This window comes from Motiliproteus sediminis, from assembly GCF_017912535.1.
In the GTDB taxonomy this organism is placed as follows: Bacteria; Pseudomonadota; Gammaproteobacteria; order Pseudomonadales; family Balneatricaceae; genus Motiliproteus; species Motiliproteus sediminis.
On sequence record NZ_JAERQK010000002.1, the window covers coordinates 1 to 23,257 of the forward strand.

A 23,257-nucleotide genomic window follows, 5' to 3' on the forward strand; every position below is an offset into this window, starting at 1 on the left:
AATCTCCTTTACCGGAATCCCGGCATCACCTTCTTTCAGGATGTTGATGATCTGTTCGTCAGTGAACCGCTTTTTCATATCCGCTTTCCTCTGCTAAAGCGGACTTTACTAGATTCGGAATGGACCGAAAATCGGGGAGCAGGTCACTCTGCCTTACCGCTTTTCTTGTGCGTATTCCTCTGCAAAAGCGGACTTTACTGATTCAGGCTGGGCTGGAAATCTAGGGGTTGGTCGGGTAGCGATTGATAGCGCGCTTCGGTCGTCGATTTGGATAGGTTGGGTGACAAGGCAGCGAGAGCTTAATGGATCCACTGACACAAGGCGCGCTCGGCGCAGCGCTGCCTCAATCGGTAGCCCCGAGGCGAGAGGTAGTGATCGCGACAGCCGGCGGCTTTTTGGCCGGCATGGCTCCGGATCTGGATGTCTTCATTCGGTCCGCCACCGACCCGCTGTTATATTTTGAGTATCATCGACAGTTCACGCATTCCCTGATTTTTATACCGCTGGGCGGGTTGATCGTTGCCAGCCTGTTGTGGCTGCTAGGGCGGCGGTGGTGGACTATCGGCTTTGGGCGCTTGGTGCTGTTGTGTGCGCTTGGTTATGGTACGCACGGCCTGCTGGATGCAATGACCTCCTACGGAACACTATTGCTCTGGCCCTTTTCTGATCATCGTTTCGCCTTCAGTTTTGTCTCTGTATTTGACCCCCTGGTTACGGTGCCGTTGGTTATCTTGGTGGCGGTTGGTTTATGGCGCCGGCAACCAGTCTTTGCGCGTTTAGGGCTGGTATGGGTTGCTGTCTATCTATCCGTCGGCGCGATACAGCAGCAACGGGCGCTGAGTGTGGCAATGGATCTCGCCGATGAACGGGGCCATCAACCTTTGCGGATGATCGCGAAACCGACTTTCGGAAATCAGCTTGTCTGGAAAACGATTTATGAAACGAGGGACGCCTATTATGTTGACGCCGTGCGTACGGGATTGAACGTGATGGTCTACGAGGGGAACTCTGCACGACGGTTGACCCCTGATTCGATTCCGACTTGGTTGGATACTGATAGCCAACAAGCCAAAGATCTGGCTCGGTTCAGCAAGTTCAGTAACGGCTTCCTTGCGATCACCCCCTATGATCCTTTGTGGATCATCGACGTACGTTACTCTATGGTGCCTAACCGGGCAGATGGCATCTGGTCTGTGCGCCTCAACCCCGATGCCGGTCCTGACGACCATATCATCACCGATGCGGTCAGGTCCGACCCTCGACAGGGCATGGCCATTCTTTGGTCAATGATTAAGGGGACATATTGATTCGACAGCGTCAAATCCTGTCGGCGAGGTCAGCTATAGGCTCCGCTGCCATGGATCGAAGTAACAAGCGCAAAACCACAGACGCTCCAGCCTGTTTATGTCCGCTTGCCAGAGCGGTGACTCGCTGCCAATAATCTGCCTACCAGACCCGCGGAGCCGACCATGCACTATTTACCCCTCAACTATATCGAGCCGGTGTTCCGGCCGCCGAGCGAAGCGCGCTCACTGATCCTGCAGGTAACCAACGGTTGCAGCTACAACGCCTGCACCTTTTGCGATATGTACACCGCGCCGCAGAAGAAGTTTCGGGCCAAGGCAGCGGCGGAGATAGAGGCCGATATTGATCGGGTAGCGGGGCTGATTCCGGGCGTGGAGCGGGTGTTTCTCGCTGATGGTGATGCCATGGCGCTGTCGGTGCGGCGGCTGGAACAGACCCTTACGGCCATCCACCAAAAGCTGCCCGCGGTGCGCCGGGTATCGGCCTATTGTTTGCCACGCAACGTGAGCAAGAAGAGTGTTGAGGAGCTGACCCGGCTGCGCGAGCTGGGCCTGGGTATCGTCTATGTGGGGATTGAGTCGGGCGACGACACCGTGCTGGCCGGGGTGCGCAAGGGTGAGACCTACCAAAGCTCGCTGGAGGCGTTACAGAAGTTGAAGGCCGCCGGGATCAAGACATCAGTCATGGTGCTGACCGGTTTGGGGGGCACCCGTTTCTGGCAGCAGCACGCGATCAACTCGGCCAGACTCTGCTCAGCGGCCCAGCCGGACTATCTGTCGACGCTGGTACTGTCGCTGCCAAACGGCGATGCCCGGCTACGAGAGGGTTACGGTGGTGAGTTTAAGCTGCCCGATCAGGCGGGGCTGCTGGCGGAGATGGCGCTGTTTCTGCGTCATCTGGAGCTCGACAGGACCGTATTTCGGAGCGATCACGCGTCCAACTATCTGGTGCTGAAAGGCATGCTCGGGCGCGACAAGGAGCGTTTGCTGGCCCAGGTGGAGGCCGCCATCAATGACCCGGATGGAAGTCGCTTGCGCCCGGAATGGGCCCGTGGCTTCTAGGCTCGTGGCGGCGGTTTCAGCTCAACCGACGACCCGCTGCTGCTCATAGCTCTTGAGCAATCGGTCCGCTTTTTTGAAAAACTGCGACAACGCCTGTTTGCTCTCGCCCGTTTCCAGATAGGTGTTGTGGAATCCGATCGAAATACGGACTCCGTTTGAACGAAACTCCAGCTGATAACCGTCAGCATCACTGCTGACCGTAATCCCCTGCAGGGCTTTCCCCTCGGACGTTGGCTGACCGTGACGCGTGATAATTTCGAACAGCTTCAGAAGTGAATAAACCTTTGCGTTCATGTTGAAACCCCTGCTCCCGGTTGTGCTGTTGTTTGGCTATTTCTTTGACTACGCAGGCGGACAGTTATCAGTTCACAGGATTTGGCAAAGGGCAGATGCGGCGGGTGAGAGCCAAAAAGGCCTCCACAAGGAGGTTGAACTATCCTGAGCGTGACCGCCAACGGCTGTTGTCGGTATCACACCGGAGCTCTGTTGATGTACCTGACCCTTGCCGAAGCGCTGTCGTTTCATAACAGCCAATTGGATACCTACTACTCGCTGTGGGTTTTTTTCTTTACCGCCAGTATCGGCATCGTCGGCTTTTTCTATGGCAGCAGCCAAGTGCGCGAGAGCCTGCTGGCCAAAGCATCAGCGACGGTAATCTATCTGGCCCTGGTGATCGGCAATCATCATGCGATCACGTCGACTAACAACCTGTTAAATGAGCTAAAGACCAACATTCAGCTCACATCGAAACACCCCCAGCAGGAAGGTGTTGAAGTATCAGCGGCGGTGAAGCTTTTGCAGGACAACAGCCTGGATGTTCCAAGTCGGGTGGCGGCCTTGATTGGTGACGGTTTTTATCTCTTTCTGGTGCTGTTCGTTATCGGTGGTATCTGGTGCTCAAGCATGGTGGTTCGAACAGCGGAGAGTTGAGTACCGCGACGCCATTCAAAGCGTGCATAAAAAAGCCCCCGGTCCTATTCGGACCGAGGGCTGCTTAGCTCGCGCGGGTGGCCGAGATTAACCGGAGATGCAGACCCCGTGGTCAACGTAATGCACGGTGCCGGTAACGCCGCGGGACAGGTCGCTGAGGTAGTACAGCGCCGCGCCGCCAACCTCGTCAATGGTCGGTAGCCGGCCGTCACAGGAGACCTCTTCGTTGTGCTTGAGCATGGCGTCAAAGTCCTTGATGCCGCTGGCGGCACGGGTAGGAATAGTCCCCGGTGAGATGCAGTTGACGCGGATATGGTCCGGTCCCAGGTCGCGGGCCAGATAACGGGTCGAGGCTTCCAGTGCCGCTTTGGCAACCCCCATTACGTTGTAGTCTTCCACCGCCATGGCGCTGCCCAGGTAGGAGAAGTTGATCAGGCTGCCGCCCTCGCTCATCAGCGGGCGCGCAAGGCCGGCCATTTCGATGAAGGAGTAGCAGGATACATCCATCGCCTGCAGGAAGCCTTCACGGGAACACTGGGAGATCGGCGCATGCAGGTCTTCCAGCGGGCAAAAGGCGATGGAGTGAACCATGCCGTGAAGCACACCCCAGGTTTCCTTGATGGTGGAAAACACTGCGGCCAGTTCGCCCGGCTGGCTGACGTCGAGGGGCAGCAGCAGTTCGGCGTCCAGCTCCTTGGCCAGCGGCTCGACAAAGCGCTTGGCCTTCTCGTTCAGATAGGTGATGCACAGTTCGGCACCTTGCGCTTTCAGTTGCTTGGCGCAGCCATAAGCGATGCTATGTTCGTTGGCGATACCGACGATCAGAATCTTTTTGCCTTGCATCAATGGGGTAGTCATAAACAGGGTCCTGTAACTCATAGACTAAAGCATGGTGCCGCATGACGGCGATGTGCGGATCATAGCAACCAAATGTTGCAACGCAACGATAAGTGCAACCTTTGTTGCTTAAGGTCAATTTCAGCGGGGCTGGGTGCCGCTTTGCACAACGTTGGTGCAGAGACTGGTTGTAGCGAGCCGGTCTGGCTTACACTGAGGGCCGGTTTAACGGAGAAAGAACATGCGATACCTGTTACTGACGGTGGCTACCCTGCTGATGCCGGCGGCCCATGCGGGACAAGCGCCGACGTTTGACAACGCGATCAAGCCGATCATGGAGAAGCACTGCGTGTCATGCCATTCCGGCTGGTTCCCGAAAAGCGGCCTGCGCCTGGATACACGCGAGAACATCCTTGAAGGCGGCAAACAAGGGCGGGCGGTGATACCGGGCAAGCCCGAAAAAGGCTGGCTGGTAAACATGATCCAGCCGCAGGGCGGTAACCCCAGTAAAATGCCGCCGGGCCCGGTGCAGCTGACACCGCAGGAGATCACTACCATCAAGCGCTGGATTGCCGCGGGAGCGCGCTGAAGCATGCCTCCGCGCCAGCTGGCACGTTCACTGAAAGCGGAGTTACGGCCTCCGGCCGGGGCGGCGGATAACGGAGGCCGCGGCAAGCTGGAGAGCAAGGGCTACAGCGATGGCCGACAGCGACTGGAGATCCAGCTGACGGGACTGGCCGTGGTGGGCGAGGCGCACACGGTGATTACTGTGGCCGGGCGTGAACTAGCCCAGCTGCCGGTGACGCGGGGTGAGGTACGCTTTGATCACTCGGCCCCCACCCCGGAACAGATGCCACAGTTCAGCCCCGGTGACCGCGTGGAGGTAAAGATCAGCGGACTGCTGCTGTTGATCGGTGTAATACACGCAGGCTGACTCATTGGCCGCAAAGCAATACCAAAAAGCCCCGCGGGCAGAGCCGGCGGGGCTTTTTATCGCCTTGCAGCAGGACTAGGCGAGCATTTCGCGGCCGTGCAGGGCCAGCATCGCCTCTTCATCGGTCGGGATCACACGTACCCTGATGCGACTGCCCGGAGTGCTGATAATGGCGGCGTTGGCGGCATTGGCCTCGGCGTCAATCTCAACCCCCAGCCAGGCACTGCGGGCGCAGATGGCGGCACGAATCGCCGCGCTGTTCTCACCCACACCACCGGTAAACACGATCTGATCCAGCCCCTGCAACGCGGCTGACAGACTGCCGATCTCGCGCGCAGCGCGGTAGGTGAACAGGTCCACCGCTTCCTTGGCCTCCGGCTTGTCGCTTGACAGCAGCTCCTGCATGTCACTGCTGATACCGGATACGCCCAGCCAGCCACTCTCCTTGTAGAGCAGGGTTTCCAACTGGTCGGCATCCATACCGTGGTGGCGCATCAGGTAGAGCAGCACGCCGGGATCGATGGAACCGGTGCGGCTGCCCATGGGCAGACCTTCAACGGCAGTAAAGCCCATGGTCGAGGTGACACTCTTGCCATGATTGATGGCACACATGCTGGCGCCGGCGCCCAGATGGGCAACGATAGTACGACACTGGCCCGCGTGCTCTTTATCCAGCTGGCGCTGGATAAACTCGTAGGAAAGCCCGTGGAAGCCATAGCGGCGCACGCCCTCATCGGTGTATTTGCGCGGCAGGGCAAACTGCTGTGCCTCTTTTGGCTGCCCGACGTGGAACATGGTGTCAAAGCAGGCAACTTGCGGCACCTCCGGCAGCAGGTTGTGGCAGGCTTCGATCAGACAGAGATTGTAGGGCTGGTGCAGCGGAGCCAGCGGCACAAAAGCGCGCAGCTGCTCCAGCAAGTCGTCGTTGATGACGATGGGGTCGCTGAACTGCTCGCCGCCATGCACCACCCGGTGGCTGATGCCACTGATATCGGGCGCGTCGGGCTGCTGCCGCAGCCAGCTGAATACCAGATCCAGACAAGCCTGATGACGCCCTTCGCGCGGAATGGCCGCAAAGTCCGGGGTCAGTTCGGCCAACAGTTGGCCGCTGGCATCACTGATTTTGGCGCGCGCCTCACCCAGGATATTGGCCAGCTTGAAGCTGTAACGCAGCCGGGCATCGCCGTTGCTGAGGGTAAACAAGGCACACTTAAGGCTGGAGGAGCCGCCGTTAACGGTGAGAATACTGCTCATTACAGACCCTTCTTCGGATTGTGGGCGACTTGCAACGCGGCCAGCGCGCAGGACGCCAGCCGACCCAGGGTTTTTTCCGCCCGGCTGGTCAGTACGATCGGCACCCGTGCGCCCAGTACCACCCCGGCGGATTTGGCGTCGGCAAGGTAGATCAGCTGCTTGGCGATCATGTTGGCCGCTTCCAGATCGGGGGCCAGCAGGATGTCGGCATCACCGGACACCGGCGAGTTGATATGTTTGTCTTGCGCCGCTTCCAGTGAGATGGCGTTGTCAAACGCCAGCGGGCCATCGAGAATGCCCCCTTCAATCTGACCACGGTCAGCCATTTTACACAGTGCGGCGGCGTCGATGGTGCTCATCATGCTGGGCTTCACTTTTTCCACCGCCGCCAGAATAGCCACTTTGGGGGCTGCGATGCCGATGGCATGGGCGAAGTAGATAGCGTTCTGGACGATATCCCGTTTGACGCTGAGGTCAGGCACGATATTGATCGCGGCATCGGTGATCATCAGCGGCTTGTGATAGTTGGGCACGTCGAGCATAAACATATGGCTCAGGCGGCGTTCGGTGCGCACTCCCTTGGTTTTGTGCACCACCGCAGAGAGCATCTCGTCGGTAGAGATTCCGCCTTTCATCAGGATGTCGACCTCGCACAGACGCGCCAGATCCACCGCTTTTTCGGCGGACTCATGACTGTGGGCGGTATCGATAATTTCGAACGCGCTGATATCCAGCTGCGCCTCATCGGCGGCGGCGTGAATCTTGGCGGCGGGGCCGACCAGCACCGGTTCGATAATGTTGTGATGCGCCGCCTCAACCGCACCCAGCAGACTGTTTTTGTCCACCGGGTGGATCACCGCGGTGCGGATCCTCGGGGTCTTGGTGGCTTGCTCGATAAAAAACTCCAGCTGGTTGTGGGCCGGCGGGGGCGTGTTGATAACCATGATGACACCTGTAACGGTCGGTAAATCGGGTGTACGCCGGTGCGTACGGATGAGCGGATCATAACAAGGGAATGTTGCAGCGCAACGTTAAGCGTAGCAGAGCTTGAGCAGGATCAAGGTTCGCGCGGGGCAGCGCACCGCCGGCGGTCACCGGCGGTGCGGAAGATCAGCCAATGGCCGTTTTCAGGGTTGAGCTGTAGGGTGGCCAGCCCATCGCCTTGCCACCCAGCAGATGAAGGTGAATATGGTACACCGTCTGGCCGCCATGCTCGTTGCAGTTCATCACCGTGCGGTAACCACTGTCAGCAAAGCCGAGCTCGCGGGCCAGCTTGGCCGCCGTTACCGACAGCAGCCCCACGGTGGCAGCATCCGCATCGCTGAGGTCGTTGAGGGTGGCGATGTGCTGTTTGGGGATCACCAGCAGGTGGTTCGGGGCCTGCGGGTTGATGTCGCGGAATGCGAGCACGGCGTCATCTTCGTAGACGATGTCGGCAGGAATCTCCTTGTCGACGATCTTGCAGAACAGGCAACTCATAAGCGTCTCCTTGCAAACGGGTATGGCGCATCATAGCCAGCGTGAGTCGGCTTGGCCAGTCTGCCGCCGCCGCTTGACCTGTCTACCATAGACAGGCTCAGGATGATCACCTCCAACACCTATAACGGGAGTAAAACGACGATGAACAATGACTTCGGAAAAAAGCAGTGGAGTGCTCTGTTTACCGAACTGGGTCTTAGCGAGGCAGAGATGCGGCGCTGGCATCAGCTGTTTGAGCGCCATCATCCGCAGGATCACGGCCGCTTTCTGAGCTGGCTGGGACTGAACAACAACGAGGTACAGGCCCTGCGCCGAACCTGCGCGGAGCAGACCGATGGCTGACTATCGCGTGGGTGAACTGGCCCGTGCCTGCGGCATCTCGCGCACGACACTGCTGCACTACGAGCGACAGGGCCTGCTGCGGCCGCCAGCGCGTTCCCAGGCGAACTACCGCCGCTATAGCGAGGCGGACCGGTTGCGCCTGTTACGCATTCGCGAACTGCGTTCTCTGGGTCTGTCGCTGACACAGATCGCACCGTTGCTGGACGATAGCGGCAGCGGTGTAGAAGCGGCCCTGCGCCAACGGTTCGACCAGTTGGGAACCGAGATCGCCCAGGCGCGCCGGCAACAGCAGCAGATAGTGGAGTTGCTGCAGGGGTGTCGCGAACGCCCGGCGGGAGCCATGGATAAAAACGCCTGGAGCGCATTGATGCGCGCCAGCGGCATGGACGACGATGGCATGTGGCGCTGGCACGCCGCGTTCGAACGACGCGAACCGGACGGGCACCGGCAGTTCCTGCTGGGACTGGGCGTCGATGATAATGAACTAGAGCGGATACGTCGTTGGTCGCGGGAGTATCCCGTCCGGCCGGCAGATGCAGTAGAATAGCGCCGTTACCGCAACCCTGAAGAGGCCTTGTCCATGCCAACTTACGATTACCGCTGCACCGCCACCGGCGATGTGTTTGAGGTGCGTCACCGCATCAGCGAATCGATCAGTACCTGGGCGGAACTGTGCGCGCTGGCCGGAATTGAGCCGGGAGCCACCGCGGCTGATACGCCGGTGGAAAAGCTCGCTACCGGTGGCCAGGTGGTTAAAAGTTCGTCACTGAAAAACCCCGAGGCACCGCCATGCGCCAGCGGTGGCGGCTGCTGCGGTGGCGGCGCCATGTGCGGGTTCTGACCGCATCCAGTATCAGACAGGCGGGTTACTGCGGTTCGGGTTTCGGTGTTCGCACAGCGTGGTTACCACACGCGCGCAGCGAACCAACCCGCTCTCCGCTCCACGCAACGACCATAAAAAAGCCGGCCCAAGGCCGGCTTGCACTAACAAGGGGTCTGATTACAGAACCTGACCCAAAAACCGCTGCAGACGTTCGTTGCTGGTGGATTCGAAGAACCGCTCTGGGCGTTCTTCAAACACCAGCTCGCCCTCTTCCATAAACACCACACGATCAGCCACTTCACGGGCAAAGCCCATCTCGTGGGTCACCACCACCATGGTCATACCGTCGGATGCCAGACTCTTCATGACGTCGAGCACTTCACCAACCATTTCCGGATCGAGCGCACTGGTGGGCTCGTCAAACAGCATGATCTTGGGCATCATCGCCAGCGCCCGGGCGATTGCCACCCGCTGTTGCTGACCACCGGAGAGTTGCGAGGGGTAGCTGTGCATCCGCTCAGACAGACCCACTTTATACAGCAACTCGCGGCCTTTCTTTTCAGCTTGCTCGCGTGATTTTTTCAGTACCTTCATCGGTGCCAACATCACGTTCTGCAGCGCTGTTTTGTGCGGAAAAAGATTGAACGACTGAAACACCATGCCCACCTCTTCACGCACCTTGTTGATGTCGGTACGTTTGTCGGTCAAGCTGATGCCGTCGATGCGAATATCACCGTCGGAGATGGTTTCCAACTGGTTCAGGGTGCGCAAAAAGGTGGATTTACCGGAGCCGCTGGGCCCGATAATAACCACCACCTCACCACGATTGATCTCCAGCGACACCCGCTTGAGCGCATGGCAGCCATTGGGATAGATCTTGTCGACGTCGCGGGCGACGATAATACTGGGGTCGAAATGTTCAGTCACTGGCAGCCAACCTCTTTTCCAAACGCTGTACCGCCCAGGACAGGGCCCCGGTCAACACCAGGTACAACAGGGCGACGGTGAACCAGACCTCAAACGGCGCAAAGGTGGAACTCACCACCTCGCGCCCGGCCTTGGTCAGGTCGGTAATCGCAATGACCGACACCAGCGACGAGTCCTTGATCAGGTTGATGAACTGGCCCGCCATCGGCGGCAGGGTGCGCTTGAACGCCTGCGGCAGGATAACGTTGGTCATCGCCTGAACGTAATTCATCCCCAGACTGCGCGCCGCTTCCATCTGCCCCGGCGGAATCGACTGAATCCCCGAGCGCACAATTTCCGCAATATAGGCGCCGGTAAAGACCGCCAGCGCTGCCACCCCGGCGGTGAAGCGATCAAGATCCAGCACCGTGCCGATAAAGAAGTAGAAGATAAAGATCTGTACCAGCAGCGGCGTGCCGCGGATCAGTTCGATGTAAGTAATCGCCAGATTACGCAATGCCGGGTTATCCGAGATCCGCGCCAGTCCGGTAAACAGGCCAATCACCATCGCGAACACCAGCGACACCACCGACAACTTGAGGGTCGTCAGCAGACCCCAGCCGATCGGCCCCAGACGCCACTCTTCGATACCGGCAACCGCGTCGCCTTCGAATACGATGTCGCCATCATCCGCCAGCAACAGGTCGAACTTTTCCACCACAAAGGGCTCATCACCGCTGTCGGGGTCAACCAGGACACGCTTACCGCCCTGCTCGACCACCACGGTGCCGTCAAACGGCGAACGGATCTCCGTCGGATCGGTACTGATCAGATACTGGGGGATCCTTTCCCAGCGCCAGGTATAGTCGATGCTTTTACTGGCCGCATAGATGCCGTAACCCAGACCGAGCAGGATCACGGCAAAAATGGCGTTCCATAAAAGCGGGTTATATTGCTTTTGCATCGGCCAAAAGGTTCCCCACAGTTAACGCGGCTAGTTACTGAACGTCGCCGATCCAGTCGTCGCTACCAAACCACTTCTGGTAGTACTTGTCGTAGGTACCATCACCCTTGATCTGGGCCAGGAAGTTGTTGAGGAAGTTGAGGAAGTCCGGATCGCCCTTACGAATCGCCCAGCCCAGCGGCTCATAGGTAAACGACTGGTCCAGGTGCACCACCTTGCCCTTGTTCTGGGAGGAGTAGATGGCGTTGAACGGCAGGTCGTAAACGAACGCATCGGCGTTGCCGTTGATCACTTCCAGCGCGCCTTCGGACTCGGTTTCGAACAGGTTGATAGTGGCCTTACCCAGATACTTCTTGGTGGCAAAGTCAGAGGTGGTACCCAGCTTGGCGGTCACCTTGTACTGGGGATCGTTCAGATCCTTGTAGCTGCTCACTTTGCCTTCAAGGCCCGGGCGCAGCAGAATGGTCTGGCCAACGACAATATAGGGATCAGCAAAGTTAACCTTCAGGTTACGCTCTGCGGTGACCGTCATGCCCGACATGATGATGTCGCACTTGGCGGTCAACAACGCCGGAATGATGCCGTCCCAAGCGGTGTTACGCAGGTCCAGCTTCACGCCCATGGCCTTGGCCATCTCCTTGGCAACATCGACGTCAAAACCAACGATGCGGCCCTTTTTGTTGCGCATTTCGAACGGCATGTAGCCTGCTTCCAGGCAGACTTGCAGTTCGCCACGGGTCAGGATTTCATTGAGCGTGGACTTCTCCCACAGGCTGATATCAGACGCGGACGCCATGTTGGCACCCACCAGCATTGCAACAGCAACAAGCAGTTTTTTCATCGTTTTTATCTCTCGCTTGAGTTAGCAGGGTAAATAGAGAAGTGCGATATTTTGCACAGGTTTGCGGAATATTGCACACCCGGAGGGGAAATTTGTGCCAAATCGCGCCCTAAAACCCATCAATCGTAGCAGATCAGCAGCATGACATAAGGCTAAAAAGCGAGGCGGTTACAACAGGATCCAGCGCGACACCGGGTCGCGCCAGAAAAATTTGTGCTGAGCAAGAGAGGGGGATTAACGCGCCTGGGTAAAATCCAGTCGCAACTCGCCGGACACGCTTTTGTGTTCGGCAAAGCCCTGATCGAACACGCCGATCTGAGAGCGGATGGAATCGATGCCTGCCAAGCTGACATCGTCAGAGTGACCGGTGTCCAGCTTACGTTTCATCTCCAGATGCCAGTAGCCATCCTTCCACACCCCTTTGGCGGCCACATCTCCGATGCTGCCACGCGGCTCGCCCACCAGTTCAACACCGGGGAGCTCATCGCCCTCGAACTCCTTGCGTTTGGGCTTGTTGTTCTCGAAGCCGGCCTGGCCCTCATCGGACTGCTTCTTGATGTAGATGACCGTACCATCGTCCATCTCATACTCAGCTGCGTCCATCTGCAGCTCAAAGCTGATCCGGTGCCAACCGTCAGTGGCATAGTTGACCTGATCACTGCGTCCTGCCGACCACAACCATACATCGACGTCATAGTTGGCTTTTTCGATCATGCAGGTGCGAAAATCGCCACCCATGTCGAACCGCAGCGCAAACATATCGTCACGGTCTTTACCCCGGCTGTAGCGTTTGCGCGCTTTCTTCCAGCTCCAGGGTTTGTAGGCGCGGCTCTCGGACTTATCAGGCCAGCGCGCAGCAACAAAGATCTCGTCACCGGCAACGGCAACCTGAAGCTCCACATCGACCTTACCAAGGCGGTTTTTATTGTCACCCTCAATGGCTTCATCGACCGGGATCAACTCCCACGCGGAGCCCCATTCCGACAGGTTACCATCGATTACTGGCGCAGTGGTCATCTTCTGGACCACCAGATCACGTGGTGCGGCCATCTCGGCAACTGCCGAGCTGGCCAACCCCAGTGCCGCCACCATCACGCCATAGCGCGCATGTTTCGGCAGTTTCATAGGCCTATCCGTTACTTAACGGTAATGATCTCTTCCATGCCCTCATCGCGGTGATCGTCGATGGTGCAGTAGACCGGGAATTCACCTTTTTCATGGGCGACAAAGTACAGATCCAACTGGCCGCCGGGCAGAACCTCAATGGCAGTAAAGTAGTCTGCCTTGATTTCAGCCTGGTCATTAACCTGTGCCTTGCGGGTAGCAATCTTCTTGAAGAACTCCGGTGCGGTGAAGTAGTGCTTCTTCTCACCCACGTTTTTCAGCTCGATCTTGTACGCCTTGCCGCTTTCGAACGTCAGCTTGCCATCGTAGCTGAACTCGTCCATTTGGATGGTCACTGTCTCCATCGCTTTCCAGTCCGCTTGCTTGACGATCTCCTGGTAGTTCTCTACGTAGTCCGCTGCTGAAGCCGCTGCTACCGCACCCAGCGCCAACGCACCTACCAAACCCGTAACCATTTTTTTCATTCCGATACTCCTCGGTTAATGTCGTAATCCTTCACTGGCCCGGCCAGCGATAATCGCTTACAGATGAAACCGACCGACCAACCGTTCCAGTCGCTCGACCTGTTCCGCCAATTCACTGCTCTGACGCGACGCCGCGCCGGCATGCTCCGTCGTCCGGTGGGACTGCTCTGCGATGCCGCTGACCGACTCGTCGATACGTTCGATCGCGGCCGCATTCTCGCTCATGGCACCGGCGATCGCGGTATTGATCTCAACGATGCGGTGCGCCGCCTCGGTGATCTGCGCCAGTAACGCACCGGACCGGTCAGCCTGTTCAAGGCTTACGTCCGCCTGCTTCAAGCTGGCGTGAATCATCGCCTGAACGCCGCCACTGCCCTGCTGCAACCGTTCGACAAATCCGCGAATATCACCGGTCGACTCCCGCGTCCGATGCGCCAGATTTCTCACCTCATCGGCCACCACCGCGAAACCTCGACCATACTCACCTGCTCGCGCCGCTTCAATACTTGCATTCAATGCCAGCAGATTAGTTTGATCCGCTATGCTCTCGATCAAATTTACCACCGTGGCAATCTCTTCGACCCCCGCGGTCAGCGTGGTCAACGAAGCCTCTGCACCCTGAATACGTTCCATAAGGCTGCGCAGTTCACTGGCGGTCTTATCGACCTCGCTGCGGCCATGGGTCGCCAGTTGATCGACCTCCGCCGACTGCACCCGTGCTTCGTCGGTGTTGGTACTGACCGACTCGATGGTTACCGCGATGCCCTGCACCGCCTCACGCACCCGGTCCGTCGCCTGTTCCTGCGCTTCAACCGCGCCGCGGGTCTGGGAAGAGATCTCATCCACCTGCTGCGCCACCGCGCGCAGGCTCACCGTTGATTGCGCCACCTCGGCCACGGTGTGATTGATCTGACCGACAAAATCATTGAATCCGGCCGACAACCGGCCCACTTCATCCTGGGTGCGCACCGGCAGCTTGGCCGTCAGATCGCCGCGCCCGCTGGCGATCTCGTGCATCTCGTCAGCGACGGCCAGAATCGGCATTGAGATACGTCTTACCAGCAGGCCGATAGCCAACGTCACCAGCAGGGTCACCAGACCGATGGCGACCAGCAATGCGACCCAGCTTTGCCGGACCTCGGCATACACCGGCTCCAGCGACGTAGACAGCTTAACCACGCCGCGCACCTCGTGATCCGACCCGTGACAGCGGTGACAATCCTTCTGATTGGGAATCGGTGCCAGAAAGGTCAGCAGCTCTTCGCCGCTGGCGCTGGTTTCGTAGTAATGCACCGCGTCCAGCTGATCCAGCAGTCGCCGCAGCGGGCCTTCGTCAGGGTTGAGCAAGGGAACATGCTGCTCTTGATCGCGAGGGAAAAACTCCTCATCACCGATACGCCGGTTGACTTCATCGATGGTGTTGTTCTTGCGGAAGGCCTCGTAACCGTCGCGATGAACGATGCGAAAGTCCACCACACTGGGCAAGGATTTGAGGTTATCAGCCAGCGACTGGGCAATATCAGCATAACCCGCCAGCATGATGGTCTTAACGCTCTGGGCGGTAGACTCGGTCAAACTATGAATGGTGCGCTCATGCTGTTCCAGCACGCTACGCTGCTGCTGCTGCGTAGCGATCACCGCCAGCGCTGTCATCGCCAACAACACGCAAACCACGACGCCGGCGAGAATTTTGTAGCCGATATGATGCTGCAAGCCCAAGCTAAAATCCCTTTGTTATCAGCCCGATTAATTACCGCGCTGTACATCCTTCAGACTTGCGGGCCCCGCTGGCGCCGCGCACAAACCCAACCCCGGCCGCACATTCTGCGCCCGGACAGCCCGGAAGCTCCACTTAGTTCATGGCAAAGCCCAGCTTCACCTGCTCATACCACTCCCCGCTCCACATCTTTACCTGCTCGACGTAGGCCTGCTTGAGCGGATCACGATGGAGGTTATCACGATGCCAGGGCGACTGCGCCCAGCCCACCCGCGGCGCCGGCGCGATGCGGGTGCCGTACTCCGGATTGAAGTAATACTGAACGGTCAGGTTATCGGTGTCGGACATCAACCGGTATGCCGTATATACCGCGAAGTTGGGCACCTGAATACGGTTACGATGCAGATAGGACAGAGTTTGCGCCGACACCTTATCCGTATCCCGCCCTACTGCCGCGCGGAAATAACTGGTGACCCAACAATCCTGATCACGCCCTACCTCGTTGCGGACCACTTGCTTGTGGTAAACCACGTCACGCTCGCAGAATGCGGCCTTGGGCTCCTCGGTCCGAGCGGCCGACTCGAGGTTGGCACTGATCAGAACGCCACGCGTCAGCACCCGCTCCCCTTCGTCTATCTGAACCAACTGCACGTCAGCGTAGGCCTCACCATTGCGGTTCTGATACACGTTGTGCGCCACCAGGCGCCACTGCCCTTCCGGCAGCGGGATCTGGTGACTGCCAATCACAAAGCGCTGTTCATAAAGCGGCGCACCATCCTCCGATACATGTTGACTCGCGGAGCAACCGGCCAAGATCGACAACACCCCCAGCACAACCCAAAGCCGAAACACTTTCCACCCCCCTCGACGGAACCGACCACCGATTGAGCGGTCAGTTGATCGTCCATCACCATACAGTTAACGCGGTCAAGGTGACATTTATACAGAACCCGATCCACTCGTATCAAATGGATTTTATCGATAGAATGCCGGATTCAAGGACGACGCCCGAAAATCACCCCCTGACATTGACGCAGGTCATGCGGACAGCGCGTAACCACTGCGACAATGGCGGGATGATTCGAGCTGACTAGCTGCTGCACGGTACATGCGTTTGATGAACAGAACAGGCTCCTTTTCCACTCTGTCTGCTGCCCTCGCGGGGCTGCTGGCGGTCGCCTATCTGGCCAGCCTGCCACTGGGTGCAGCCGAGCGCCGCGCCAGCGATATCCGCAGCACCAAGCACAACCTCAGTAACAGCGGCGGTCAGGATGTGCGTTCCCGCACCGAAAGCAATGGCGGCACCGAAGAGGTATGCGTGTTCTGCCATACCCCGCATGGCGCTAGTACTAGTCCGGGCCAGCCGCTATGGAACCGCTCCGACAGCGCTGAAACCAACTACGACGTCTACGAATCAAGTTCGTTGAACGCCGGCTCCGGGGCGGTACCCGGCATTACCCAGCCCACCGAGCAGAGCAAGCTGTGTCTCTCCTGTCACGATGGCACCCTCGCCATTGGCGCCATCGGCAATGCGCCGGGCAGCGGCAAAGGGCAGACCTATTCGGACACATCCGCCTCCGGCACCTACGATGTGCGCATCCGCATGCGCCATGACAGCGGCCCCACACCGAACACCACCGTGGGCACCATGGCCGATGTCCCCAACGTCGACACGGATACCGGATCACCCAGCGTCGATAGCCTCAGCGGGTTCACCCGTAACCTCGGCGTAGACCTCAGCAACGACCACCCGATCTCGTTCCCCTACACCACCGAACTGGCGGAAGCCGATGGCGAGCTGCGCGATCCCGACAGCGAGAGCCATATCGGCACCCGATCAGCGGGCGTGCGGCCGATCTACCCGCTGACCGGCGACAACATGCAGTGCACCACCTGCCACGACCCGCACGTCAAGGGGATCGATGACCCTACTGGTACCGCCAACCTCTCAGAGAGCAACAGCAAGTTCCTGCGCGGCCCGCGTTTTCAGATGTCGGTCCCCTCGGGGATCAACTTCCAGCAGGGGGTGTTTGATCCGAGCACCGGCAACGCCCAGAGTGGCGATATCGTCTGCCTCGCCTGCCACAACCGCGAGCTGGACAATCAGGTCTGGTCCACCTCGGTGCATGCAGATGACACCGTTGCCGACGAGGTCTATACCAACGAGGCGGCGGATTTGCGTCAGTTTCCGCGCGGCATCAAGGTTTGGCAGGCGTCCTGCCTCAATTGCCATGATACCCACTCGGTTTCTGGTTCGCGCCGTTTGCTGCGTGAAGGCACCGATGGTAGTACCAACAACGACGGTGCCAAATCCGGTGGCAAAGCGGCATTGGAGGAGACCTGTTACCAGTGTCACTCCAATCCCAGCACTCTCAGTGTGACCTTTGGCGGTACTGGGGGCAGCGGCATCGGTACCGGCTTTGATGGAGGTATCCCGAACATCAGGTATGAATTCGAAAGCCGGACCTACCATATGCCGATCGTGACCAGTGACCAGCGCAACGGCAAATCCGGCGGCACCAACGAAGAGGTACACGACGTCAGAGACGCCGACTTCTCTGAGACCGGCCAGAATCTCGGCAAAGGAATGCTGTTGAACCGTCACGCTGAGTGCACCGACTGCCACAACCCGCACCGCATGCAGCGCAATAGCCGCTTTAACAAGGATGGCGTAGACGATGGACAGACCGCTTCCAATCTGCGTACCCACATTGCTGGTCTGTCACAAAGCAGCGATGGCGCCAATGATGGTCGTGAAGGTAATGTGGCCTCAGGTGTACTGCGCGGCGTCTGGGGCGTAGAACCCTCCGACACCTTCCTCGGCCAGGCCCTGACCTCCACCTGGCCACAGGACATGGACGAGTTCGACTTTGAAGTCCGCTCAGGCGACCCGGGCACGCGCACGGTGGCCCAGGCTGACACCAACAACAACCTGACCCGCGAGTACCAACTCTGCTTCAAGTGTCATTCGGCCTACAGTCAGGACATGCGTAACAACACCACCTTCCAGACCGACATCCAGCTTGGTTCAGGCAACCAGGGGGGCTCCACCAACTCCGGCACCAATGGACTGACCTACTACACCAACGTGGCTGCCGAGTTCCTGTCAGTCAAGGCAACCACACCCGCGACCAGCAACAAAGATCAAGGCGAGGTCAACGGCAGCGGTATCAACCCGAGTGCCGTCAACCACCGCTCCTGGCACCCGGTTGTCTGGCCCACCGGGCGCACCCCGGCAGAGCGGGGCAACACCGGGTTCGCCAATATTCGACCGCCGTTCACCAACAACGTTGGCACCCAGACCATGTACTGCTCCGACTGCCACGGTTCCGAGGTCTCCTGGTCGCAGGGCAGCGGCCCCAACAGCTCACAGGTGCAGGGCCCCCACGGCTCCAACCGACCGTTTATTCTCAAGGGGGACTGGGATCTTGGCGTCACGCCGAATGCTGCCAGCGACAACAATAACAGCGCCGGCACCCTGTGCGGGCGCTGTCACGACCCCAAATCCACCAGCGGATTCTCAGGCGATACCGACGCCAGCCATAACTTTTCGGAAAAACGCACCCGACCTTGCATGTGGTGCCACGTAGCCATCCCTCACGGTTGGCGTAACAAGGCGTTTCTTGCCAACCTGGAGTGCGTCGGCCCGGAAGGCGGGCGAACCAATAACTGCACCACGGTCGGTTCCAACGGGCATGAGAAGCTGGCTCGCGAGCCCTACTATAACAACGCTCTGTTACGCATTCGTACCTGGAAGCGCAGTGGTGACTGGCGCGAATCCAACTGCGGCTCAACCCTCTCCTACAGCGGTCGTGACTGGATGGAAGCAGCCTGTAACGTCGGCTCTGGTCCGATCAACTGAGGTGCAGCGTGATGGCTTATCGGATCTCAATCGGGTTGCAACGACTGGCGTCCCCCAGGCTGACGGCGCTGTTTTTTGTCACCTCGGCGATCGGTGCCTTGGCCGTGGCTCAGTACGGCGTACTGGCGACCACCGCGATGCTGCTGCCGTTTACCCTGCTGATCCTGAACCTGCTGGCAGCCATCGTCACCCTGCCGCGCTTTCGCGCGGACCTGCCACTACTGGTTTTTCACCTGGCCCTGCTGGCACTGGTGGCTCTGTTTTTGGCCGCACGGCTAGTCTATTTCAAAGGGGGCTTTATCCTCTCGGAGAACACCGCCTTTGAGGGCGAGTTGCAGGTCGAAAACAGTGGCCCGCTGCACCCCCGTGATTACCGCAATTTGCGCTTCCGCAACGAAGGCTTCACCGATGCTCTGAAGCAAGGCGAGAACGACAACCGCACTTATAATCGCGTGCGCTGGTGGAACGCTGATGGGCGGCCACAGGTCAGCGTAATCGGCAACGACCGCCCGGTTATCGTCGATGGCTACCGTATCTTCGCCACCGGCTTCTCGGGCTACTCGCCGGTCTTTTCGTGGCAAACCGATGCCCAGCCTGCGGTGTTGGGCACCATCCAACTGGGCAACCGCGAAGGCACCGGCTTTGCCCATGCGGCGGCCTGGACGGCTCCCAACAGCCAAGAGTTGTGGTTTATGCTGGAACGCGACGAGAACGCGCCGGCACCGGCTCTGCTCGGCGGCCAGATCGACACCCGCACACTGGCTCACTCGTTGATCGTCCGCACCGACGACCAGCGCATCCGGATCCGCCCCGGAGAATCGCTGCAACTGGGTGGAGCCACCCTCACTTACCACCACCTCAACACCTGGATGGGCTACCAGATCGTCTACGAACCAATGACTCCGTGGATTATCGCCACCGTCGCCACTGGCATCTTGTCGCTGCTATGGCTCTACGGGCGGATTCTTTTCCGTCCCCTTCGTCAAGGCAAAGAACTGCACCATGCCTCGCTTGCGTCCTGACTTGTCGCTGCTGCTGATGGCGGCGCTAGCCAGTCACTCACTTGCAGCCCCGCTTGCACACTGGAGCGAGCCTTCGACCGGCATCCTTTTTACCGCCGTTCCCAAGGGCTGCTTTGAAATGGGCATTGACGCCGCTGTGCCCCCCAAGAATCTCTCGATTATCGGCCGCCTGGGCTACAACCTGGCCATCGGCGAAGATGCCATTCCACGCCACAATGTTTGCCTTGAGAGTTTTTGGATCGCCACCTATGAAGTATCGGTTGAACAATGGCAAACGCTAATGCCGCTTCCCCCGGGGAACAGCAGCCCAGAGCAGCCCGTGCGCGGGGTCAGCTGGGTGATGGCAGAGGAGTTTACCAAGCATCTGAACAAGCGCCATCAGGGGCCGTATCATTTTCGCCTGCCAACCGAAGCTGAGTGGGAGTATGCCTGCCTCGGCGGCAGCCAACACCCGGCAGAGGGGGTGCCTTTGCACCAAGTGGCACGCTATGAGCAGGATGGGCCGCAAACCAGCGGCATGCTGCAACCCAATGGCTACGGCCTTCATGATATGTTAGGCAACGTATGGGAATGGACAGCCTCCCCCTACCGCCCCTATCGTGAAGTAGGCCATATCAGCTACGCCCCCACTGCGCCCGACGAACCGCACTCACTTCGCGGCGGCAGTTACCGCACTAATTACGACCAGATGGGGTGCCAACGGCGTAGTTACGCCCCCTCCCGAGAGGAGCTACCCACCTTTGGGCTGCGTCTGGTACGCACGGAGAAAGAATCATGACCACCGTGAAACAACTCGTACACGCCGCTGCGGCCTTGCTTATGGTGCAAGGCCTGCCCGCTGTCGCCGACACCCCAGTCCCTCCCCGTGAGGTGATCATCAACGGTGTTGAGTTTGTGTACGTGCCGGAAGGCTGGTTCTGGTATGCCACCGAACTCGGCTCCCTGCCGCCGGAGCTGGACCCTAAAGATGGCAAAGACCATTGGTACAAAGAGGTTAAGATCTGGCAAGACAGCTACTACATCGCCAAGTACGAAGCGCGCGCACGTCATTTCCGTAATTTTATGCAGCAAGATGCGGTTACCCACAGAGATCAGTACATCAAAGGTGAAACTGAGGGCTGTGGCGTCCGGCGCAGTCCCGATGGCGAATATGTTCTGGTTGACGAGCAACGCGACCTGCCTGTTACTCACCTGAGCTGGAATCTGGCTACCGAATTCGCAGACTGGATGGGCTTCCGTCTGCCCACGGAGACCGAATGGGTCAAAGCGGCACGTGGCACTGACAAACGCATGTACCCCTGGGGGAACACCTTCCCGGACGACACCTTCGCCGGTTTCGGCACCAGCTCCGGCTGTAACTCAGTCCCTGTCACCGCTTACCAAAAGGGACAGTCGCCTTACGGCGCCTACAATATGGCCGGGAACGTCTACGAGTATGTGCAAGATTGGTTCAACCTGCCCCACGATCTGGCGCTCAAGGATGGCGACCGCAACCCGGTCTCCGACAAAGAGGGCTATCCGACGGTGGATGACGAGGACCCATCCAAAGTGCTGAAGGGCGGCCGCTGGGCCTCCAATGCTGATGGCCTGAACGTCTTTTCCCGCGCCCGTCATCACCCGGACTACAGCTTTGTGTGCTTTGGTGCCCGTTTTGCTATCGACACGGATCAGGTGATGGCCCACCTGGAGCAAGGCACAGCGGAAATAGTGGTACCTTGACATGAGCGACCATAGCCCCGCCCCAGCAGCGCGCCGGCGCCGCGACTACCGCATCCCCGCACTGATCGGCGTTATGCTGGTGGTTGCGGTTGCAGGACGACTGATGGATAACTTTACCTCGCCGCAAGTCGCCCAGCCTTTGAGCGACTCCCGCAGTGTATCCGAGTCACCTCACAGCCCGCGCGATGTCGTACCGGATGGTGAATTTAACCGCAATCTGGTGCAGCCTGTGCAACCGTTCCTACCGACCGCCGATCCGCGCGAGGAACCCCTGCAGCACCAGCGAGAAGCCAAGCAAGCTGAGGTAGCGCTGCGCTTCAATCAGGCCCTCGCCATGTTGCATGCAGAGCGTTTCGAGGAGGCCAAGGTTGCCCTGCACCGGGTGATTGAGCTCGATCCCCGCCGGCCGGAAGCCTATGTCAACATGGGATTTGCCCTGCTGAGGACCGGCGACCCAAGCATGGCGCTGGACTTTTTTCTCGACGCCATCGACCTTAACCCGGGACAGGCCAACGCTTACTTCGGTGCTGCCATCGCTTACGAAGGTTTAGGGGATCTGCAAGCCGCGATGAGTGGCATGCGCAGTTTTTTACATCTGGTCGATGAGCCAGATCCCAACCAGATCCACGTAGCCCAAGCCCGCTCGGCGCTATGGGAGTGGGAGGCCAAGCTTGGCAAAGGCCCCTGGGGACCAACCCAAGGCGTTCCACCGGGATTGGAGCCCAGCCAGATTCGAAGAGATGGTCTCGGTACCGCGACCATGATGCCCAAATGGGACACCCAACAATCCGATGGCAGTATGGAGTTTGAAATTCGCCATTCCGACCGCACTCCGGGACTGTTTAAACCATGAATCTGTTGCAACTGGAACTGATCGCTTTTTGGGCCTCTTTAGTGGGCTATACCTTGGCAACGGTGATCGCAATTTTTACCGCCGTGCTGCAAAAACGAACCGAGCGCACGCTACTGGCCTTGATGGCAGCATCCTGGCTGGCGCACAGCATTGCCATCGGGCTGCGCTGGGAGCGAATCGGTCATCTTCCGTTTATCAACATGTTCGAGATGCTCTCCGCCAACATCTGGGGGCTGATGGCCGCAGTCGTGCTTGGATACTGGTTACTGCCACGTGTACGGATTTTCGCTGCGCTGCTACTACCGATAGTGTTGATCGTCATGGCCTGGATGCTGATGGTACCCATGACCGATTCGTCGCTCCCGCCGACCTATCACACCATCTGGCTGTTTGTTCATATAGGTTTCATCAAACTGTTCCTTGGGGCTGCCTTTGTAGCGCTGGGGATCGGCGGTATCGTGCTGTTGCGCCGCACCCACTGGGGCGAGAAGCGCTTCGCCCGTCTACCGCCGAACGCCACCCTCGACGATGCCATTCACCGCTGCATGGCGTTGGCCCTGATTTTTGACACCTTGGGTATCGTCGCCGGCGCTATCTGGGCCAACGATGCCTGGGGACACTACTGGTCTTGGGATCCATTGGAGGTCTGGTCACTGATCACCTGGCTGTCAATCGGGTTGACCCTGCATGTAAGGTCACAGTTCAAGACCTCTCCCGCGACCAACGCCTGGTTGGTCATCGCAACCTTTGTAATCGCGTTCTTTACTTTCTTTGGCATTCCCTTTGTATCCGTTGCGTTGCATAAGGGCGTGGTCTGAT

The 23,257-nt window shown here is 58.8% G+C and carries 27 protein-coding genes; 15 read left to right on the forward strand and 12 right to left on the reverse strand.

The features are described from left to right. From JJQ76_RS04350 to JJQ76_RS04360, 3 genes are all read left to right on the forward strand, one after another. On the forward strand, window positions 1-201 hold a 201-nt coding region (locus JJQ76_RS04350), incomplete at its 5' end, for a hypothetical protein (RefSeq protein WP_210395502.1). A 101-nt stretch (window positions 202-302) separates the two neighbouring features. Then, the gene (locus JJQ76_RS04355; RefSeq protein WP_246480277.1) at window positions 303-1,307 is read left to right on the forward strand and encodes a metal-dependent hydrolase; all 1,005 of its coding nucleotides are present in this window, start codon (window positions 303-305) and stop codon (window positions 1,305-1,307) included. A 162-nt stretch (window positions 1,308-1,469) separates the two neighbouring features. Further along, entirely contained in the window at window positions 1,470-2,366 is an 897-nt protein-coding gene (locus JJQ76_RS04360) for a radical SAM protein (RefSeq protein WP_210395503.1), read from the forward strand. A gap of 21 nt (window positions 2,367-2,387) precedes the next feature. On the opposite strand, the gene JJQ76_RS04365 is transcribed toward JJQ76_RS04360, so the two are convergent. After that, window positions 2,388-2,660 carry a DUF3081 family protein gene (locus JJQ76_RS04365; protein ID WP_210395504.1) on the reverse strand — a complete coding sequence of 91 codons (273 nt, stop codon included), beginning with the start codon at window positions 2,658-2,660 and terminating at the stop codon, window positions 2,388-2,390. Window positions 2,661-2,855: 195 nt separating this feature from the next. Here JJQ76_RS04365 and JJQ76_RS04370 point away from each other — a divergent pair, with 195 nt between their 5' ends. Next, entirely contained in the window at window positions 2,856-3,296 is a 441-nt protein-coding gene (locus JJQ76_RS04370) for a hypothetical protein (RefSeq protein ID WP_210395505.1), read from the forward strand. Window positions 3,297-3,383: 87 nt separating this feature from the next. Here JJQ76_RS04370 and fabI read toward each other — a convergent pair whose 3' ends face one another. Then, on the reverse strand, window positions 3,384-4,154 hold the full coding sequence (gene fabI, locus JJQ76_RS04375; RefSeq protein ID WP_210395506.1) for an enoyl-ACP reductase FabI: 771 nt from the start codon (window positions 4,152-4,154) through the stop codon (window positions 3,384-3,386). Window positions 4,155-4,374: 220 nt separating this feature from the next. On the opposite strand from fabI, the gene JJQ76_RS04380 reads away from it, so the two are divergent. Next, window positions 4,375-4,722, forward strand: coding sequence for a c-type cytochrome domain-containing protein (locus tag JJQ76_RS04380; protein ID WP_210395507.1), 348 nt, complete (start codon window positions 4,375-4,377; stop codon window positions 4,720-4,722). Between the two features lie 3 nt (window positions 4,723-4,725). Next, window positions 4,726-5,067: a hypothetical protein gene (locus JJQ76_RS04385; protein ID WP_210395508.1), complete on the forward strand. Its 342-nt coding sequence runs from the start codon at window positions 4,726-4,728 to the stop codon at window positions 5,065-5,067. Between the two features lie 75 nt (window positions 5,068-5,142). On the opposite strand, the gene JJQ76_RS04390 is transcribed toward JJQ76_RS04385, so the two are convergent. The 3 genes from JJQ76_RS04390 to JJQ76_RS04400 all read right to left on the reverse strand — a co-directional run bounded on the left by JJQ76_RS04390 (window position 5,143) and on the right by JJQ76_RS04400 (window position 7,800). Next, entirely contained in the window at window positions 5,143-6,321 is a 1,179-nt protein-coding gene (locus tag JJQ76_RS04390; protein ID WP_210395509.1) for an acetate/propionate family kinase, read from the reverse strand. Beyond that, on the reverse strand, window positions 6,321-7,265 hold the full coding sequence (locus JJQ76_RS04395) for a bifunctional enoyl-CoA hydratase/phosphate acetyltransferase (RefSeq protein ID WP_210395510.1): 945 nt from the start codon (window positions 7,263-7,265) through the stop codon (window positions 6,321-6,323). Before JJQ76_RS04395 ends, JJQ76_RS04390 begins: the two co-directional genes overlap by 1 nt. 166 nt (window positions 7,266-7,431) lie before the next feature. Continuing rightward, window positions 7,432-7,800 (reverse strand): histidine triad nucleotide-binding protein, encoded by a 369-nt coding sequence (locus JJQ76_RS04400; RefSeq protein ID WP_210395511.1) that lies wholly within the window; start codon window positions 7,798-7,800, stop codon window positions 7,432-7,434. Between the two features lie 141 nt (window positions 7,801-7,941). On the opposite strand from JJQ76_RS04400, the gene JJQ76_RS04405 reads away from it, so the two are divergent. From JJQ76_RS04405 to JJQ76_RS04415, 3 genes are read left to right on the forward strand one after another with little or no spacing between them, the layout of a single operon-like run. After that, a complete protein-coding gene (locus JJQ76_RS04405; protein ID WP_210395512.1) occupies window positions 7,942-8,142 on the forward strand; it encodes a MerR family transcriptional regulator in 201 nt (66 codons plus the stop codon). Continuing rightward, window positions 8,135-8,689 carry a MerR family transcriptional regulator gene (locus tag JJQ76_RS04410; RefSeq protein WP_210395513.1) on the forward strand — a complete coding sequence of 185 codons (555 nt, stop codon included), beginning with the start codon at window positions 8,135-8,137 and terminating at the stop codon, window positions 8,687-8,689. Before JJQ76_RS04405 ends, JJQ76_RS04410 begins: the two co-directional genes overlap by 8 nt. Window positions 8,690-8,722: 33 nt before the next feature. Continuing rightward, complete coding sequence (locus JJQ76_RS04415) at window positions 8,723-8,983, forward strand: FmdB family zinc ribbon protein (RefSeq protein ID WP_210395514.1); 261 nt, start codon at window positions 8,723-8,725, stop codon at window positions 8,981-8,983. A gap of 159 nt (window positions 8,984-9,142) precedes the next feature. Here the strand turns inward: JJQ76_RS04415 and JJQ76_RS04420 are convergent, their stop codons facing one another. The 7 genes from JJQ76_RS04420 to JJQ76_RS04450 all read right to left on the reverse strand — a co-directional run bounded on the left by JJQ76_RS04420 (window position 9,143) and on the right by JJQ76_RS04450 (window position 15,834). Next, entirely contained in the window at window positions 9,143-9,892 is a 750-nt protein-coding gene (locus tag JJQ76_RS04420) for an amino acid ABC transporter ATP-binding protein (protein WP_425515222.1), read from the reverse strand. Then, window positions 9,885-10,835: an amino acid ABC transporter permease gene (locus tag JJQ76_RS04425; RefSeq protein WP_210395515.1), complete on the reverse strand. Its 951-nt coding sequence runs from the start codon at window positions 10,833-10,835 to the stop codon at window positions 9,885-9,887. The genes JJQ76_RS04420 and JJQ76_RS04425 overlap by 8 nt, the downstream gene beginning before the upstream one ends. 34 nt (window positions 10,836-10,869) lie before the next feature. Continuing rightward, complete coding sequence (locus tag JJQ76_RS04430) at window positions 10,870-11,676, reverse strand: transporter substrate-binding domain-containing protein (protein ID WP_210395516.1); 807 nt, start codon at window positions 11,674-11,676, stop codon at window positions 10,870-10,872. Window positions 11,677-11,910: 234 nt separating this feature from the next. After that, window positions 11,911-12,801 (reverse strand): ethylbenzene dehydrogenase-related protein, encoded by an 891-nt coding sequence (locus JJQ76_RS04435; RefSeq protein ID WP_210395517.1) that lies wholly within the window; start codon window positions 12,799-12,801, stop codon window positions 11,911-11,913. Between the two features lie 11 nt (window positions 12,802-12,812). Further along, window positions 12,813-13,265: a cupredoxin domain-containing protein gene (locus tag JJQ76_RS04440; RefSeq protein WP_210395518.1), complete on the reverse strand. Its 453-nt coding sequence runs from the start codon at window positions 13,263-13,265 to the stop codon at window positions 12,813-12,815. 57 nt (window positions 13,266-13,322) lie between these two features. Continuing rightward, a complete protein-coding gene (locus JJQ76_RS04445; RefSeq protein WP_210395519.1) occupies window positions 13,323-14,984 on the reverse strand; it encodes a methyl-accepting chemotaxis protein in 1,662 nt (553 codons plus the stop codon). 133 nt (window positions 14,985-15,117) lie between these two features. Continuing rightward, window positions 15,118-15,834 (reverse strand): hypothetical protein, encoded by a 717-nt coding sequence (locus JJQ76_RS04450; protein ID WP_210395520.1) that lies wholly within the window; start codon window positions 15,832-15,834, stop codon window positions 15,118-15,120. Window positions 15,835-16,099: 265 nt separating this feature from the next. Between JJQ76_RS04450 and JJQ76_RS04455 the strand changes: the two genes are divergently transcribed. The 6 genes from JJQ76_RS04455 to ccsA are packed head-to-tail and all read left to right on the forward strand — an operon-like array spanning window position 16,100 to window position 23,256. Next, window positions 16,100-18,844, forward strand: a complete 2,745-nt coding sequence (locus JJQ76_RS04455) for a cytochrome c3 family protein (protein WP_210395521.1) — start codon at window positions 16,100-16,102, stop codon at window positions 18,842-18,844. Between the two features lie 11 nt (window positions 18,845-18,855). After that, window positions 18,856-19,866: a hypothetical protein gene (locus JJQ76_RS04460; protein ID WP_210395522.1), complete on the forward strand. Its 1,011-nt coding sequence runs from the start codon at window positions 18,856-18,858 to the stop codon at window positions 19,864-19,866. After that, the gene (locus JJQ76_RS04465) at window positions 19,847-20,644 is read left to right on the forward strand and encodes a formylglycine-generating enzyme family protein (RefSeq protein ID WP_210395523.1); all 798 of its coding nucleotides are present in this window, start codon (window positions 19,847-19,849) and stop codon (window positions 20,642-20,644) included. The genes JJQ76_RS04460 and JJQ76_RS04465 overlap by 20 nt, the downstream gene beginning before the upstream one ends. After that, window positions 20,641-21,585 carry a formylglycine-generating enzyme family protein gene (locus JJQ76_RS04470; RefSeq protein WP_210395524.1) on the forward strand — a complete coding sequence of 315 codons (945 nt, stop codon included), beginning with the start codon at window positions 20,641-20,643 and terminating at the stop codon, window positions 21,583-21,585. Before JJQ76_RS04465 ends, JJQ76_RS04470 begins: the two co-directional genes overlap by 4 nt. Window position 21,586: 1 nt before the next feature. Next, a complete protein-coding gene (locus JJQ76_RS04475) occupies window positions 21,587-22,438 on the forward strand; it encodes a tetratricopeptide repeat protein (protein WP_210395525.1) in 852 nt (283 codons plus the stop codon). After that, a complete protein-coding gene (gene ccsA / locus JJQ76_RS04480; RefSeq protein ID WP_210395526.1) occupies window positions 22,435-23,256 on the forward strand; it encodes a cytochrome c biogenesis protein CcsA in 822 nt (273 codons plus the stop codon). The genes JJQ76_RS04475 and ccsA overlap by 4 nt, the downstream gene beginning before the upstream one ends. Window position 23,257 lies beyond the last annotated feature (1 nt).

What these genes read in the sequence shown, in the direction of transcription:
- JJQ76_RS04430 (WP_210395516.1), bottom strand. Translation starts at nt 11,676, where the DNA reads ATGAAAAAACTGCTTGTTGCTGTTGCAATGCTGGTGGGTGCCAACATG.
- fabI (WP_210395506.1), bottom strand. Translation starts at nt 4,154, where the DNA reads ATGACTACCCCATTGATGCAAGGCAAAAAGATTCTGATCGTCGGTATC.
- JJQ76_RS04435 (WP_210395517.1), bottom strand. Translation starts at nt 12,801, where the DNA reads ATGAAACTGCCGAAACATGCGCGCTATGGCGTGATGGTGGCGGCACTG.
- JJQ76_RS04425 (WP_210395515.1), bottom strand. Translation starts at nt 10,835, where the DNA reads ATGCAAAAGCAATATAACCCGCTTTTATGGAACGCCATTTTTGCCGTG.
- JJQ76_RS04400 (WP_210395511.1), bottom strand. Translation starts at nt 7,800, where the DNA reads ATGAGTTGCCTGTTCTGCAAGATCGTCGACAAGGAGATTCCTGCCGAC.
- JJQ76_RS04395 (WP_210395510.1), bottom strand. Translation starts at nt 7,265, where the DNA reads ATGGTTATCAACACGCCCCCGCCGGCCCACAACCAGCTGGAGTTTTTT.
- JJQ76_RS04390 (WP_210395509.1), bottom strand. Translation starts at nt 6,321, where the DNA reads ATGAGCAGTATTCTCACCGTTAACGGCGGCTCCTCCAGCCTTAAGTGT.
- JJQ76_RS04405 (WP_210395512.1), top strand. Translation starts at nt 7,942, where the DNA reads ATGAACAATGACTTCGGAAAAAAGCAGTGGAGTGCTCTGTTTACCGAA.
- JJQ76_RS04475 (WP_210395525.1), top strand. Translation starts at nt 21,587, where the DNA reads ATGAGCGACCATAGCCCCGCCCCAGCAGCGCGCCGGCGCCGCGACTAC.
- JJQ76_RS04355 (WP_246480277.1), top strand. Translation starts at nt 303, where the DNA reads ATGGATCCACTGACACAAGGCGCGCTCGGCGCAGCGCTGCCTCAATCG.
- JJQ76_RS04415 (WP_210395514.1), top strand. Translation starts at nt 8,723, where the DNA reads ATGCCAACTTACGATTACCGCTGCACCGCCACCGGCGATGTGTTTGAG.
- JJQ76_RS04385 (WP_210395508.1), top strand. Translation starts at nt 4,726, where the DNA reads ATGCCTCCGCGCCAGCTGGCACGTTCACTGAAAGCGGAGTTACGGCCT.
- JJQ76_RS04465 (WP_210395523.1), top strand. Translation starts at nt 19,847, where the DNA reads ATGCCTCGCTTGCGTCCTGACTTGTCGCTGCTGCTGATGGCGGCGCTA.
- JJQ76_RS04360 (WP_210395503.1), top strand. Translation starts at nt 1,470, where the DNA reads ATGCACTATTTACCCCTCAACTATATCGAGCCGGTGTTCCGGCCGCCG.
- JJQ76_RS04370 (WP_210395505.1), top strand. Translation starts at nt 2,856, where the DNA reads ATGTACCTGACCCTTGCCGAAGCGCTGTCGTTTCATAACAGCCAATTG.
- ccsA (WP_210395526.1), top strand. Translation starts at nt 22,435, where the DNA reads ATGAATCTGTTGCAACTGGAACTGATCGCTTTTTGGGCCTCTTTAGTG.
- JJQ76_RS04440 (WP_210395518.1), bottom strand. Translation starts at nt 13,265, where the DNA reads ATGAAAAAAATGGTTACGGGTTTGGTAGGTGCGTTGGCGCTGGGTGCG.
- JJQ76_RS04380 (WP_210395507.1), top strand. Translation starts at nt 4,375, where the DNA reads ATGCGATACCTGTTACTGACGGTGGCTACCCTGCTGATGCCGGCGGCC.
- JJQ76_RS04365 (WP_210395504.1), bottom strand. Translation starts at nt 2,660, where the DNA reads ATGAACGCAAAGGTTTATTCACTTCTGAAGCTGTTCGAAATTATCACG.
- JJQ76_RS04410 (WP_210395513.1), top strand. Translation starts at nt 8,135, where the DNA reads ATGGCTGACTATCGCGTGGGTGAACTGGCCCGTGCCTGCGGCATCTCG.
- JJQ76_RS04455 (WP_210395521.1), top strand. Translation starts at nt 16,100, where the DNA reads ATGAACAGAACAGGCTCCTTTTCCACTCTGTCTGCTGCCCTCGCGGGG.
- JJQ76_RS04460 (WP_210395522.1), top strand. Translation starts at nt 18,856, where the DNA reads ATGGCTTATCGGATCTCAATCGGGTTGCAACGACTGGCGTCCCCCAGG.
- JJQ76_RS04470 (WP_210395524.1), top strand. Translation starts at nt 20,641, where the DNA reads ATGACCACCGTGAAACAACTCGTACACGCCGCTGCGGCCTTGCTTATG.